This is a genomic window from Nocardia abscessus NBRC 100374 (genome assembly GCF_000308455.1).
GTDB lineage: Bacteria > Actinomycetota > Actinomycetes > Mycobacteriales > Mycobacteriaceae > Nocardia > Nocardia abscessus.
Map to the genome: position 1 here is coordinate 124,431 of NZ_BAFP01000037.1, position 13,195 is coordinate 137,625.

Below are 13,195 nucleotides of genomic sequence, written 5' to 3' on the forward strand. Positions count from 1 at the left end.
TGCCGTGGGCAGCACCGGGCCGGTTTCGTGCCGCGGATGCGGCACCGTGGGGTCATGGCTCACGATGACAAGACCCCGATGTTCAGCTGGCGGGCTCGGGAGCAGCTGCTCAGCCGCCGGATAGTCGTGCTGGACGGCGCGCTCGACGACGACAACGGCACGCTGCTGATGACCCAATTGCTCACCCTCGCCGCCGAAGACCCCGAGGCGGGCATCTCCCTGTGGATACATTCGCCCGGCGGCTCGGTTCCGTCGATGCTCGCCATCCGCGACGTGATGCGGCTGGTTCCGTGCGAAGTTTCGACGCTCGCACTCGGATTGGCTTGCAGCGCGGGTCAATTCCTCTTGTCGTCGGGAAGCAAGGGCCGGCGTTTCGCGTTGCCGCACGCCCGGGTGCTGATGCACCAGGGGTCGGCGGGCATCGGTGGCACCGCCGTCGATGTCGAGGTCCAGGCCGACGACCTGCGCCACACCGTGGACACCGTGCTCGGCATCATCGCCGAGGACACCGGTCAGCCGTTCGACCGGATCTACGAGGATTCGCTGCACGATCGCTGGTTCACCGCGGCGCAAGCCAAGGAGTACGGCTTCATCGATCACATCGTCGACTCGTTCGGGCAGATCGTCCCGCAACGCCAGCGGATCGGGATCTCGGCATGAGCGGGCAGGCCTGGAGGCGGCAGCGGAGCGTGACCACGCAAGGCCCCGCTTATGCCGGAAACGGACACAGTATGAGCACCTACACCATTCCCAATGTGATCGCGCAGCATCCGCGCGGCGGCGAGCGGATCACCGACATCTACTCCCACCTGCTCGCCGAGCGGATCGTCTACCTCGGCACGCCGATCGACTCGGGCGTCGCCAACGCGCTCATCGCGCAGTTGCTGCACCTGGAATCGGAGAGCCCGGAACAGGAGATCAACCTCTACATCAACTGCGAGGGCGGCGATCTGTCCTCGATGCTGGCCGTGTACGACACCATGCAGCACATCCAGTCGCCCGTGCAGACCACCTGCGTCGGCCAGGCGATCGCGGTCGGGGCGGTGTTGCTGGCCGGTGGTGAGCCCGGCCGGCGCGCCCTGCTGCCGCACGCCAGGGTGGTGCTGCACCAACCCGCCGCGCGCGGGCAGGGAACGATCCCCGATCTGATCCTGCAGGCCGACGAACTGGTGCGCATGCGGGCGGAGATCGAGTCGATCCTGTCGCGGCACACCGGGCAAACGGTGGAGCGGCTACGGCGCGACACCGACCGCGACCGGGTCTTCACCGCGTCGGCCGCGGTCGAGTACGGCCTCGTCGACCAGGTGCTGGGGCGGCGTGACTGACCAGGCGTACCTCCGCCTTCGCTGCGGCCGTGCGCGGGGCTGCTGACGGACTGCGTCCGGCTGTGCCTGTTATGCGTACCTCCGCCTTCGCTCCGGCCATGCGCGGGGCTACTGACGGACTACGTCCGGCTGCGTCCGTTATGCGTACCTCCGCCTTCGCTGCGGCCTTGCGCGGGCGCCCGGCTAGGCCGCCAGCAACATGAGGGTGGGCCCGGTGCCGGAGCGCGGCGCCGACCGTTGGAGGAAGGCGGCCCGGCGCTGGGCGCGGAGTTCGTCCGCCACCTGACCGGTGATCTCGCCCAGTGTGGTGCCGAGAGACCCGGCGAGGGCGGCGATCATCTCGCTCGACGGTTCCTTGCGTCCCCGCTCCACCTCCGACAGGTACTGCGGGGAAATGCCTGCCCGCCGGGCTGTTTCGACCAGCGTCTCGCTCCGGTCCTGCCGCAGCGTGCGCAATTGTTCGCCGAGCACCTCGCGCCAGAGGGGTTCCGGGGGCATCTGCGGTTCCGGCTGCCGAGGCCGGTCGTCGCGTCCACCGGGGATCGAGTGAAGTCTCGAGTGCTCGGTCATGGTCCGAGCGTACGATCCCGGGCCGCCGGTCTGCCCGGCATTACGCTCTGGGCGTACGAGCGGGCGTTTCCGGCGCGGGCGTGCACGGGTTCGGCGTGGTCACCGCCGCGATCGGGCCGGACCGAGGATGATGGGGAACCGTGCCCGAGAATACGAAAGTCTCCGATCTCAAGCCGCGCAGCCGCGACGTCACCGACGGCCTGGAGAAGAGCGCTGCCCGCGGCATGCTGCGCGCGGTCGGCATGGGCGACGAGGACTGGGAGAAACCGCAGATCGGCGTGGCCTCCTCGTGGAACGAGATCACTCCCTGCAACCTGTCGCTGGACCGGCTGGCCAGAGGTTGTAAGGACGGCGTCTTCGCCGGTGGCGGTTTTCCCATGCAGTTCGGCACCATCTCGGTGTCCGACGGCATCTCCATGGGGCACGAGGGGATGCACTTCTCCCTCGTCTCGCGCGAGGTGATCGCCGACAGCGTCGAGACGGTGATGCAGGCCGAGCGGCTCGACGGTTCGGTGCTGCTGGCCGGGTGCGACAAGTCGCTGCCCGGGATGCTGATGGCCGCGGCCCGGCTGGATCTGGCGAGTGTGTTCTTGTACGCGGGGTCGATCCTGCCCGGCATCGCCAAGCTCTCCGACGGCAGCGAACGCGAGGTGACGATCATCGACGCGTTCGAAGCGGTCGGCGCCTGCGCCCGCGGCCTGATGAGCCGTGCCGATGTCGACGCCATCGAGCGGGCGATCTGTCCCGGCGAGGGCGCCTGCGGCGGCATGTACACCGCCAACACCATGGCCAGCGCCGCGGAGGCGCTGGGCATGTCGCTCCCCGGCAGCGCGGCGCCGCCCGCGACCGACCGTCGTCGTGACGGTTACGCCCGCCGCAGCGGTCAGGCCGTGGTCGAGTTGATCCGGCAGGGGATCACCGCATCCGACATCCTCACCAAACCCGCCTTCGAGAACGCCATCGCCGTCGTCATGGCGTTCGGCGGCTCCACCAACGCCGTGCTGCACCTGCTCGCCATCGCGCACGAGGCGAAGGTCGACCTGAGCCTGGACGATTTCGCCCGTATCGGTCGCCGCGTGCCGCACCTCGCCGACGTCAAACCCTTCGGCAAGCACGTGATGACCGATGTGGACCGGATCGGCGGCGTGCCCGTCATGATGAAGGCGTTGCTCGACGCCGGTTTGCTGCACGGCGACTGCCTAACCGTGACGGGAAAAACGGTGGCGGAGAACCTGGCCGACATCACCCCGCCGGATCCCGACGGCAAGGTGATCCGGGCGATGGCGTCGCCGATCCATCCGACCGGCGGCATCACCATCCTCACCGGTTCGCTCGCGCCCGATGGCGCGGTCGTCAAGTCGGCGGGGTTCGAGTCCGACGTCTTCACCGGCACGGCACGGGTTTTCGACCGGGAACGCCTGGCGATGGACGCTCTCGAGGACGGCACTATCGCGGCGGGCGACGTGGTCGTCATCCGGTACGAGGGCCCGAAAGGCGGGCCCGGCATGCGCGAGATGCTGGCCATCACCGCCGCTATCAAGGGCGCGGGCCTCGGCAAAGACGTCCTGCTGCTCACCGACGGGCGGTTCTCCGGCGGCACGACGGGTCTCTGTGTCGGGCACGTCGCACCGGAAGCCGTCGACGGCGGCCCGATCGCGTTCGTGCGCGACGGTGACCGCATCCGCCTCGAGGTCGCCGCGGGCACCCTGGACCTGCTGGTCGACGCCGACGAACTCGCCCGCCGCCGCGAGGGCTGGAAATCCCTGCCGCCCCGCTACACCCGCGGCGTCCTGGCCAAGTACACGAAGCTGGTCGGCTCGGCATCGATCGGTGCCGTCTGCGACTGACGACGTGACGGCCGCGCCGTAGCCACACCGTGCCGGGCGCCAGGCCGGGCAGCCACATGGTGCCCGGCCGCGCGCTGGACGGGTAGCCGCACCGTGCCCCGAGGCTGCGCGGTAGACGGCTATCGGTCGTCTTGCCGCGCCCTCGACTCCGTCCTCCATCCGAGCGCGGACTGTCCGCATTAAGCTACTAATCCGTAGCTACGGTTGCATAGCTACTATTTTGTAGCTATGTTCGATGGCGTGAACGCGATGAACCCCGAGAAGGGCCGCCGCACCAAGCTCGAGTTACGCGCCGACTGCCATAAGGCCGTCATCGCCGAAGCCGCCGAGGCGGGCGTAGGACGTCTGGCGATGGAGGGGGTCGCGCGGCGCGCCGGGGTCGCCAAGACCTCGCTGTATCGGCACTGGACGACGGTCGAGGAGTTGCTGATCGAGGCGTTGGCTCAGGCGTACCCCGTCGAAGTGCCCACCCCGGCCGGCGGGAACCTGCGCGGGGACCTGCTGCGCGCATTGGAGCAGTTGACGGAATGGTTGTCCGGTCCGACCGGCTCGGCCACGGCCGCGATCCTGAGCGAGCGGCAGCGGCGGCCCGAACTGGTCGAGTCGTTGTACCGCAATGTCTTCGACCTGCGCGGCGGCCGGTTCACCCGCACCGTCCTCGACCACTACGCGGCGCTCGGTGAGATCGACGCCGCATTGGTCACGCCGATCGTGAGTGATATCGGCGAGGCGCTGGTGATCAAGCACCAGATCGACACCGGGCAGTGGCCCGACGAGCGCGTCCGGACGGCGATCGTCGACGAAGCCCTGCTCCCGGCGCTCGGATTCCCATCCCCCGCAGTGAAGAGAAGGACGAAATGACAGGTGCACCGTTGAATTCGATCCACGTCGATTGGGCCGCGGTCACCGGCGTCTCGCGCACCACGCTGACCACGCACCTGTGGACAGCGCCGCCACTGCGCCGAAGCTCACCGATCCACGACAAGGCCTTCGACGCGCTACGCGCGCTCGATGCCGACCTCGTTCGATTCCTGCCCTGGTACTCCCACCCGCGTATCGCCGTCGCGGAGCTGAATCCGCCCACCGCGAGCGAAACGTTCTGGAGCTTCGAGCTGCTCGATCCGCTGGTCGAGGACTTCATGGCGGCCACGGGCGGCAGGCCGGTCGTCGCGAACTTCGCGACCATCCCGGCCTGGATGTTCCGCACCGAGGAGCCGGTTGCCGTAGCGGAGGACCCGGACGAGATCCACTGGGACTACGAGCGGGGCACCGAGTTCCGGGACCCCACGTTCACCGAGGTCGCGGACTATTTCTACCGTGTCGCCAGCTGGTATATCGCGGGCGGGTTCACCGACGAACTGGGTCGCCGTCACGAGTCCGGGCACCACTACCGCTTCGCCTATTGGGAAGTGTTGTGCGAACCCGACTTGGGGCACCGGATCGCACCGGCGGACTACACGAGGCTCTACGACGCGATCGTCGAACGTCTTCGTCCGCTGGACCCCGAGATGAAGTTCGTCGGTTTGTCGCTGAGTCATATGCACCGCGAACCGGAGTACTACTGGCAGTTCCTCGATTCGGCCAACCATCGGCCCGGCATCCCGGTCGACGCGTTCTCCTATCACTTCTATGCGTCGCCGGACATCCGTAACCCGTTCGGCCCGGAGGGCAACGCGCCGTACGCACACTGGCGCGACATCTTCTTCGCGCGGGCCGACGGATTCCTGGAGCAGGCGCGGTTCATCGATGGCATCCGGCGCAGGCTCGCCCCGGCCGCGAAAACGTTCATCAACGAGATCGGTACCTATCCGGCTGACGTGATGAATCCGAGCCCGGAGATCCCCGAGGAGTACTGGGCACTCAGCGCCGCGGTTCAGTCCTATCTCTGGGCCGAACTCGTCGCGCTCGGCACCGATCTGGTCGGGATCGCCGAGTTCATTGACTACCCCGGCATGATTCCCGGCACCTCGCTGATCGACTGGGAGACCGGCGCTGCGAACCTGCGCTACGAGGCCCTGGCCTTACTGCTGCGGCACTTCGGCCCTGGCGACGAGCTCGCCGCCGCCACCACCGCCTTCCCCGACGCACGGATGCACGCACAGGCTTTCGTCACCGTGTCCGGCGATCGAAAACTCGTGGTGATCAACAAGTCCGACACGCCGCTGACGGTCACCCTGGCTTCCCCGTCCGCCCCGGTCGCGGTCGAACAGATCGGATCCAACGGTCTGCGAGTCACACCGCTCACCGACGCCGTCCTGGTGCTCGACGGCTTCGCCACAGCCGTGGTCACCTGCTGAGAACGAGGGCGGATAGCCGCTGCCTTCGATGCGGTCCGGTGCTCTCGATCGCGCCCGGTCGCGCGGACCGGGCGCACTACGGAGCCCCGCGCTGAGGGAAATCCCTGCCGCGCGGAGCTCCGAGGCGGCACTACTGGCCCGCGGCTGCCCGGACGATCAGGTCACTGACCGCGTCCGGGGCGGAAACCGAGACCGCGTGCGAGGCCGAGACTTCCACGGTCACGGCTCCCGCGCGTTCTGCCATGAACCGCTGCGCTTGCGCCGGAATGTTCTTGTCCTCGCTGGTGACCAGCGCGAACGACGGGATGGTCCGCCAGGCGGCGGCGGTCGCCTGCTGTTGCAAGGCGTCGAGGGCGACCGGCCGCTGTGTCGCGGCCATCAGTTCGGCGGTGACGGCGGGCACGTCGGCGGCGAACTGCTGGTGGAATTCCTCCGGCCGGATGTAGAGCTCGGTGCCGGTGCCCTCGTCGGGAAGCGGATAGGAGGCGGGCCTCGTGGTCGGCCCGAGCGTCGAGCCGGGGAACTTGTCGGTCAATTGCAGCGCGCTCTCGCCCTCGTCGGGGATGAATGCGGCGATGTAGACGAGCGCTTCGACCTTGGTCTTCCCGGCGGCAGCGACCGTGATGACGCTGCCGCCGTAGGAATGGCCGACCAGAACGCACGGCCCTTCGACAGCGTCGAGGACCGAGGCCACATACGCGGCGTCACTGTCGAGGCCGCGCAGCGGATTGGCGGCCGCGATCACGGAGTGCCCTTGTGCGCGCAGACGTTCGATGACCCGGTTCCAACTGGAAGAGTCGGCGAACGCGCCGTGGACCAGCACGATGGTCGGCGCGGAAGAGCTGGTGGACTCGGTGCTCACGAATGTGGTTCCTTCGAATTCGATCGTCGGGTGCGTCAGGCGGAGTGCAGGGCGGCGCGCAGCGTGGCGACGGCTTGCGCCACCGCGGCTTTGGCGGCGTGCGTGTCGTGCAGCGAGTTCACCATCACGAAGTCGTGCACGATGCCGCCGTAGCGCACCTGGGTGACCGGCACGCCCGCGGCACGCAACTTGCCCGCGAAGGCTTCGCCCTCGTCGCGCAGCACATCGGCTTCGGCCGTGATGACCAGCGCCGGCGGCAGTCCGGTGAGCTGCTCGGTGGTAGCCCGCAGCGGCGATGCGGTGATCTGCGCACGATCCTGGGCGCTGGTGGTGTACTGATCCCAGAACCACTTCATGCCCTCGCGGGTGAGGAAGTACCCCTCGGCGAACTGCTGGTAGGAGCCGGTGTCGAAGTTGGCGTCGGTCACCGGATAGAACAGCACCTGCTGAACGAAGGAGACGTCGCCGCGCTCCTTGGCCATCAGGGTCAGCGCGATGGCCATGTTGCCGCCGACCGAATCACCGGCGATCGCGATCCGGGACGAGTCGAGCCCCTTCTGCGCGCCCTCCGCGGTGACCCACTGGGCCACCCGGTAGGACTGCTCGTTGGCCACCGGGTAGTGCACGTCCGGGGACCGGTCGTATTCGGGGAAGACCACGGCGGCGTGCGCGCCGACAGCGAGATCGCGCACCAGGCGATCGTGGGTGTGCGCGTCGCCGAACACCCATCCCGCGCCGTGGGTGTAGACGATCACCGGGAGCGTTCCGGTGGCGCCCTGCGGTTTGACGATCCGAACTCGCACCGAGCCGGTCGGCCCGCCCTCGACGGTGATCCATTCCTCGTCGATCTCGGGCTTGAAGATCGGCGAGTCCTGCACGCCGTCCACCGCTTTGCGGCCCTCTTCGGGCGGGAGCTGGTAGAGGAACGGCGGCTGCGAGGTCGCGTCGACGAACTCCTGCGCCGCGGGTTCGAGTGAGATGCCCAGCGGGTTTCCTGACATGATCGTGCCTCTCTCTAGGGGGGAACTGCTGCGGCTCAGGCCGAGCGGGCGATCGCGTCGGTGATGACGGCGACGACCGCGTCGGGGTGGGTCTGCATCACCAGGTGTGGTCCGTCGATCTCGACCACGGCGCGGAATCCGGCTCGTTTGTAGCCGAAGCGTTCGACGTCGGGATTGATGGTGCGGTCGGCGCTGGACACGATGCCCCACGCGGGTTTCGTCTTCCACGCGGCCGCCGAGGCGGGCTCGTTGAACGCGATCGCCGACAACGGCCGTTGCGAGACGGCGAGGACCTCGGCTTTCGCCGGGTCGAGACCGGCGGCGAAGACCTCGGGGAAGGCGTCGATGTCGACCGAGACGTCCGTGCCGGGCTCGTCGCCCGCGACCGGGTAGGGCGCGTAGACGAGGTTGGCGGCCAGGTCGGAGTCCGGGAACCCGCCCTGCAATTGCCCGAGGCTCTCGCCTTCTTCCAGCGCGTAGCCGGACACGTAGACCAGCCCGACGACATTCTCGGCGACACCGGCGACGGTGATGACGGCTCCGCCGTAGGAGTGCCCGGCCAGCAGCACCGGGCCGTCGATCTGCCGTACGAACGACTCGATGTAGGCCGCGTCCGCGGACAGGCTGCGATTGAACACCGGGGGAACCGTGACCCGATGGCCCTGGGCGAGCAGCCGTTCGGTGACGGGGGACCAGCTCGAGGCATCGGCGAACGCGCCGTGCACCAGAACGATGGTGGGACTTGCCGGGGCGGACATGGCGTTCCTTTCTCCAGCGCTCGATGAGTGGCGCTGCGGGTGACTCAGTTTCGGCCGGAAGACCCGCCCTGCGCCCCTCCCCACGGGCCACAAAAGCCTCTGATCAGGACACGGCCCGCGCCATGGTCTGCTCCGACCCGCCGGTCGAGCCGGTCGACCGGAAGCGCTGCTGATACTTGCTCGGGGAGATGCCCAGGCGGGTCACGAAGGCCCGGCGCAGCGCCTCGCTGGTGCCGTACCCGGCCGCCATGGCGGCTTCCGTCACGCTGTATCCGGCGTGCAGCATGTCCCTGGCCGTTCCGAAGCGGATGAACGCGACGTATTCCGCGGGGGAGCGCTCGAGTTCCGCGCGGAACAGCCGGGTGAGGTGCCGGACGCTGACTCGCGCATGGGCGGCCAGGGTCTGCACCGTGTGTGGATACGCCGGGTCGGCGCAGATCAGGTCCACCACGCCGCGGAGGAGCGGGCTGCGCGGCGCCGGTCCGCTCAGCGACGCCGAGAACTGTGACTGACCGCCCGCGCGCTGCATGTAGACCACCATCGACTGAGCCACATGCCGCGCCACATCGGCGCCGTGGTCCTCTTCGACCAGTGCCAGCGCGAGATCGACGCCCGCGGCCACCCCGGCCGAGCTGTACAGATTGCCGTCCCGCACGAAGATCGCATCCGGGTCCACCTCGATCGAGGGGTACCGCCGCGCGAGTTCGGTCGCGAATTTCCAGTGCGTGGTCGCACGCCTGCCGTCCAACTGTCCCAGCTCGGCGAGGACGAACGCGCCGCTGCAGATGGACGCCAGCCGCCGTGTGTTGCAGGACAGATGCCGCGCGGCCGCCAAGACCTCCGGGGTCACGAATTTCCCCGGCGGGAGTTCGCTTCCCGGAATCACCACCGTGTCGAAGCGACCGGCGTCGGCGGCCGCGCAGCTCACCTCGACCCGCGCGCCGATCGAGGTCTGGGCGTCCTTGCCGTCGGCCGAGACCACGACCACCTCGTACCCCGCCACCGACTGGTTCGCCTCGACGAACACCTCCGCGGGCCCGACGAAATCGAGCATCTTGACGCCGTCGAAGACCAGAACGCCCACCCGTCTGCGGGGCCGGGTAGCGAAATTGGAAGACATGTCCACCAGTATTGTGGAGGCACGCCTCCAGAACAAGTTGTGTGGGATACCTCGCAGGTCGATTGGTACGGTGAGCACATGGGACGGCCGCGACAGTTCGACGAATCGAACCTGCTCGACGCCGCGACCGAGCTGTTCTGGTCGAAGGGTTTCGACAGCACTTCGGTGGAAGACGTCTCGCTCGCCACGGGCATCGGGAACGGGAGCATCTACGCCGCTTACGGCAGCAAGCGTGGCCTCTTCCTCGCCGCGTTCGAACGCTATTGCGAGGGTCGCGCGCGCCTGGTCCGCGGGGCCATCGGTGCGGCGGGCGGTTCGGCGCGATCCGCGGTGCGCGCGCTCTATCAGGCGATCATCGAAGACTGTGCCGCGCAGCCGGATCGGCGCGGCTGCTTGATGATCAACAGCATCGCCCAGCTCGGCACCCGGATCCCCGAAGTCGCCGCCATCGGCGCCCGGACCACCACGGCGATGGAGCAGGGTGTCGCCGACCGGCTGCGGCCCGCGATGCACGACGCCGGAGACCACGACGAAGCCGCGCTCTCCGCCCTCAGCGCCACGGTCGTCGTGGTCGCGCAGGGGCTGATCCAGTTGAGCCGCTTGGGAACTCCCGTGCAGCGGTTGCACGAAATCGCCGACGTGTCGAGTGCGGCCCTGCCGCAGGCCTGGGCCGACCAGCTCGTCCACTGACCCGGCGCCATGGGATCGACCGGCTGCCGGACGCTCCGCCTTGCTCTCGTCCGAGTGACGAGACAGGTTGACCCGCTATCGGATTCGATGACGCGCCGTAGCTCGGGGGAGCGTGGTGGCCGCGCGGCCGTCCGTGACGCGCAGGAGGTCGAGTTTCCCCGCATCGCTGCTCGCGCCTGCCGCCGTGTAGGTGACCATGCGGAGATCCGCGCCGGGAACGACGAGCACGTCGCAGTCGAGGGTGATCTCACCGACCTCCGGATGCCGGATCGTCTTCCGGTCGCTCGTGTGCTGGGACGCCGTCGCTGTCGCCCAGAGGTGGGCGAAGGCGGCGGACGTGGTCCTGAGCTCCCGGACGAGGCGATCGAGCCCGTCGTCGGCGGGATAGCGCGACGCCGCGTCTTTGAGATCGGCGACGATCGACGCCGGGAAGGCGTCTTCGGCTCGGTCGGACCGGAAGGGGCGGACCGCGGCGCGAGCCGCGCCGTTACCGAATACGGCGCGCGCGAGGTTGCGCTCGGCGGCCGGGACCAGCGCGGGGTCACCGTGCAGGGCGCTCCACATGCCGTTCCACCACACCAGCGTCCAGTCGGCGGTGAACACCCCGATCGGGACATCGCCGAGCCGCGCGGCGAGCCGTTGGATGCCCGCGGGCACATGTGTGCCGATCGTCCCGTCTCGGGGCGGCAGCAACCCGGCGCTGCGGTACAGCTGGTCGCGCTCGCTCCGGGAGAGCTGCAGCGCGCGAGCCAGGGCGCCGACCACCTGAGCCGACGGATTGCGCGCGCGTCCTTGCTCCAAGCGCAGGATGTAGTCGACCGAGAGCCCGGCCAGTTGCGCGAGTTCCTCCCGGCGCAGTCCAGGGGCGCGACGGCCGGCGGTCACCGCGAAGCCCGCGTCGGCAGGTGACAGACGGTCGCGCCAGGCGTGCAGGAGCTCGCCGAAAGCGGAGCGAGAGGTAGCCACCCGTTCATTCTCGCCTCTGCGGGTCCGACCAGCCTGGGTACTGCCGGTCCTGGTGACCGGCGCGGTACTGGCAGCCGACGGGGGTCGGCGACGAAGGTCGGAGATGCCCGACCGGGCGCTGTCGCATGCCAGTGGAGGAGGACGTCATGCCGTCGACCATCGTGATGACCGGGGCGAGTCGCGGGATCGGCCGGGTCGCCGCGGAGCACATCCTTCGCCAGGCGCGGGAGACGCATCTCGTCGTCGCCGCCCGCGGGTCCACCGGCGCGCGGCTGGCCGCGGAACTGGGCGGGGATGGGCGCCGGGTCTCGCACGTCACGGTGGACCTGGGTGCACTGGACAGCGTGCGGTCGGCCGCGGACGAGATCCGCGCCCGGCTCGACAGTGGCGATCTGCCCCCGCTGCACGGTTTCGTGGGCAACGCGGGAACGCAGTACACGAACGCGCTCACCGCGGGGCCCGACGGTTTGGAGTCCACCTTCGTCGTCAACGTGCTCGCGAACCACTTGTTCGTCCGCCTGCTCGAGGATCGCTTCCGCACCCCGGCCCGAATCGTGGTCACCGTGAGCGACACCCATTTCGGCGATTTCCGGCACAACCTGGGGATGGTGCCCGGCCCGGTCTGGCAGTCACCGGCCGTGCTCGCCCGCCCGGGCGCGTTTCCGAAGCCGGGCACCACCGCCGCCGGACGCACCGCGTACTCGACGAGCAAGCTCGCCGCCATCTACCTCGTGCACGAGTACGCGCGTCGCCTGCCCGCCGGGATCGACGCGATCGGCTTCAACCCGGGGTTCGTCCCCGGCACCGACCTCGCCCGCAATGCGGGGCCGGTCTCCCGGTTCGCGATGCGCCGCATCCTGCCGGTGCTGGCAGGCACGCCGTTGGCGACCAGCCGCGCCGCCGCAGGGCGATATCTCGCGGACGTCGTCCTCGGCGCCACTGCGGCCCCCGCCGGCTCCTACGTCGATCGCGGTCGCGTGTCCCGCTCGTCGGAGGAGTCCTACGACCAGCGGCGCGAAGCCGAACTCTGGGCCGCGGCAGAACGTCTTATCGCGACTTACGCCGCCTGAGCGACATCGGCCGCCGCCCACCCGGTCTGTCGCGCACGGTCTGCCGCGCACCCGCGTATCCGCTGAAACGGTGGCGCCGACCGTGCCCACGAAGGGATGCTCGGCCCGTGATCGGTCAGAGGTCTCAGAGGTAGGGGAAGCAATCGATGTCGCGGTGGGTGAAGCACGGCTGCTCGACCGGTCGCAACCAGCGGGCGGGGACCCGTAGTGGTTCGACCTCGGGCAGGCGCACGGGCCGGTCCTCGCCGTCGAACAGGGTCCCGCGCACTCGGAACACCCCGACCGGCAGACCCAGCTCGTTGGCCTGCTCGGCGGTCAACACCACCGCGATGCGCGAGTTCGCTGTGATGCGCAAACCTTCGACAATGGTCGGATCGCTGGTGTCGTCGACCTCGGTCACGGTGAGCCGGAACCGGCCGCCCCGCAGCCACGACCACGCCCAGGTGAGCGAACCCGGCTGGTCGCAGTCGGGGTACCGACTGCGCGGCAGACGCTGCGGGACCAGCACCATATAGGTGCACCCGACCTCGATATCGCGGGTCCGCATACTTTCAGCGTGACGGCGCACCGGCTCGCTCGCAAGGAAACCAGCAAATCAAGCGCCCCAGCTGCGCAGCGGTCGAGTATGTCGCTCGGTGGTCGGCGGTAGGCGCGGAGGTAGGCGGCGGCGAAGCACGTTCACACAGCTT

14 protein-coding genes are annotated in these 13,195 nt (G+C 69.0%); 7 read left to right on the forward strand and 7 right to left on the reverse strand.

Annotation, left to right across the window (positions count from 1 at the left end):
- Nucleotides 1-54 precede the first annotated feature (54 nt).
- Nucleotides 55-660: a ClpP family protease gene (locus ON19_RS07015; protein ID WP_043688377.1), complete on the forward strand. Its 606-nt coding sequence runs from the start codon at nt 55-57 to the stop codon at nt 658-660.
- A 71-nt stretch (nt 661-731) separates the two neighbouring features.
- A complete protein-coding gene (locus ON19_RS07020; RefSeq protein WP_043688379.1) occupies nt 732-1,325 on the forward strand; it encodes a ClpP family protease in 594 nt (197 codons plus the stop codon).
- 183 nt (nt 1,326-1,508) lie between these two features.
- On the opposite strand, the gene ON19_RS07025 is transcribed toward ON19_RS07020, so the two are convergent.
- Complete coding sequence (locus ON19_RS07025; RefSeq protein WP_043688380.1) at nt 1,509-1,895, reverse strand: helix-turn-helix domain-containing protein; 387 nt, start codon at nt 1,893-1,895, stop codon at nt 1,509-1,511.
- 140 nt (nt 1,896-2,035) lie between these two features.
- On the opposite strand from ON19_RS07025, the gene ilvD reads away from it, so the two are divergent.
- The 3 genes from ilvD to ON19_RS43610 all read left to right on the forward strand — a co-directional run bounded on the left by ilvD (nt 2,036) and on the right by ON19_RS43610 (nt 6,039).
- A complete protein-coding gene (gene ilvD, locus ON19_RS07030) occupies nt 2,036-3,742 on the forward strand; it encodes a dihydroxy-acid dehydratase (RefSeq protein WP_043688381.1) in 1,707 nt (568 codons plus the stop codon).
- 228 nt (nt 3,743-3,970) lie between these two features.
- A complete protein-coding gene (locus tag ON19_RS07035) occupies nt 3,971-4,603 on the forward strand; it encodes a TetR/AcrR family transcriptional regulator (protein WP_227954441.1) in 633 nt (210 codons plus the stop codon).
- Nucleotides 4,600-6,039 carry a hypothetical protein gene (locus tag ON19_RS43610; RefSeq protein ID WP_043688383.1) on the forward strand — a complete coding sequence of 480 codons (1,440 nt, stop codon included), beginning with the start codon at nt 4,600-4,602 and terminating at the stop codon, nt 6,037-6,039. The genes ON19_RS07035 and ON19_RS43610 overlap by 4 nt, the downstream gene beginning before the upstream one ends.
- 130 nt (nt 6,040-6,169) lie before the next feature.
- On the opposite strand, the gene ON19_RS07045 is transcribed toward ON19_RS43610, so the two are convergent.
- The 4 genes from ON19_RS07045 to ON19_RS07060 form a co-directional block, all read right to left on the reverse strand.
- Nucleotides 6,170-6,901, reverse strand: coding sequence for an alpha/beta fold hydrolase (locus ON19_RS07045; RefSeq protein WP_043688384.1), 732 nt, complete (start codon nt 6,899-6,901; stop codon nt 6,170-6,172).
- A 35-nt stretch (nt 6,902-6,936) separates the two neighbouring features.
- On the reverse strand, nt 6,937-7,902 hold the full coding sequence (locus ON19_RS07050) for an alpha/beta hydrolase (RefSeq protein WP_043688386.1): 966 nt from the start codon (nt 7,900-7,902) through the stop codon (nt 6,937-6,939).
- A 35-nt stretch (nt 7,903-7,937) separates the two neighbouring features.
- The gene (locus tag ON19_RS07055) at nt 7,938-8,660 is read right to left on the reverse strand and encodes an alpha/beta fold hydrolase (protein ID WP_043688387.1); all 723 of its coding nucleotides are present in this window, start codon (nt 8,658-8,660) and stop codon (nt 7,938-7,940) included.
- A 103-nt stretch (nt 8,661-8,763) separates the two neighbouring features.
- Nucleotides 8,764-9,780 (reverse strand): GlxA family transcriptional regulator, encoded by a 1,017-nt coding sequence (locus tag ON19_RS07060; protein ID WP_051168617.1) that lies wholly within the window; start codon nt 9,778-9,780, stop codon nt 8,764-8,766.
- Between the two features lie 78 nt (nt 9,781-9,858).
- On the opposite strand from ON19_RS07060, the gene ON19_RS07065 reads away from it, so the two are divergent.
- Nucleotides 9,859-10,470 carry a TetR/AcrR family transcriptional regulator gene (locus tag ON19_RS07065; protein WP_083899191.1) on the forward strand — a complete coding sequence of 204 codons (612 nt, stop codon included), beginning with the start codon at nt 9,859-9,861 and terminating at the stop codon, nt 10,468-10,470.
- Between the two features lie 75 nt (nt 10,471-10,545).
- Here the strand turns inward: ON19_RS07065 and ON19_RS07070 are convergent, their stop codons facing one another.
- Nucleotides 10,546-11,436, reverse strand: coding sequence for a helix-turn-helix transcriptional regulator (locus ON19_RS07070; protein WP_051168602.1), 891 nt, complete (start codon nt 11,434-11,436; stop codon nt 10,546-10,548).
- A 146-nt stretch (nt 11,437-11,582) separates the two neighbouring features.
- Between ON19_RS07070 and ON19_RS07075 the strand changes: the two genes are divergently transcribed.
- Entirely contained in the window at nt 11,583-12,506 is a 924-nt protein-coding gene (locus tag ON19_RS07075) for an SDR family NAD(P)-dependent oxidoreductase (RefSeq protein WP_043688487.1), read from the forward strand.
- A 124-nt stretch (nt 12,507-12,630) separates the two neighbouring features.
- On the opposite strand, the gene ON19_RS07080 is transcribed toward ON19_RS07075, so the two are convergent.
- Nucleotides 12,631-13,053 carry a cupredoxin domain-containing protein gene (locus tag ON19_RS07080; RefSeq protein WP_157229611.1) on the reverse strand — a complete coding sequence of 141 codons (423 nt, stop codon included), beginning with the start codon at nt 13,051-13,053 and terminating at the stop codon, nt 12,631-12,633.
- Nucleotides 13,054-13,195: the final 142 nt, after the last annotated feature.

Bases quoted from the DNA above. Each gene is read 5' to 3' on its own strand.
- ON19_RS07015 (WP_043688377.1), top strand. From the start codon at position 55: ATGGCTCACGATGACAAGACCCCGATGTTCAGCTGGCGGGCTCGGGAG.
- ON19_RS07060 (WP_051168617.1), bottom strand. From the start codon at position 9,780: ATGTCTTCCAATTTCGCTACCCGGCCCCGCAGACGGGTGGGCGTTCTG.
- ON19_RS07035 (WP_227954441.1), top strand. From the start codon at position 3,971: ATGTTCGATGGCGTGAACGCGATGAACCCCGAGAAGGGCCGCCGCACC.
- ON19_RS07025 (WP_043688380.1), bottom strand. From the start codon at position 1,895: ATGACCGAGCACTCGAGACTTCACTCGATCCCCGGTGGACGCGACGAC.
- ON19_RS07065 (WP_083899191.1), top strand. From the start codon at position 9,859: ATGGGACGGCCGCGACAGTTCGACGAATCGAACCTGCTCGACGCCGCG.
- ON19_RS07050 (WP_043688386.1), bottom strand. From the start codon at position 7,902: ATGTCAGGAAACCCGCTGGGCATCTCACTCGAACCCGCGGCGCAGGAG.
- ON19_RS07080 (WP_157229611.1), bottom strand. From the start codon at position 13,053: ATGCGGACCCGCGATATCGAGGTCGGGTGCACCTATATGGTGCTGGTC.
- ON19_RS07075 (WP_043688487.1), top strand. From the start codon at position 11,583: ATGCCGTCGACCATCGTGATGACCGGGGCGAGTCGCGGGATCGGCCGG.
- ON19_RS07055 (WP_043688387.1), bottom strand. From the start codon at position 8,660: ATGTCCGCCCCGGCAAGTCCCACCATCGTTCTGGTGCACGGCGCGTTC.
- ON19_RS43610 (WP_043688383.1), top strand. From the start codon at position 4,600: ATGACAGGTGCACCGTTGAATTCGATCCACGTCGATTGGGCCGCGGTC.
- ON19_RS07020 (WP_043688379.1), top strand. From the start codon at position 732: ATGAGCACCTACACCATTCCCAATGTGATCGCGCAGCATCCGCGCGGC.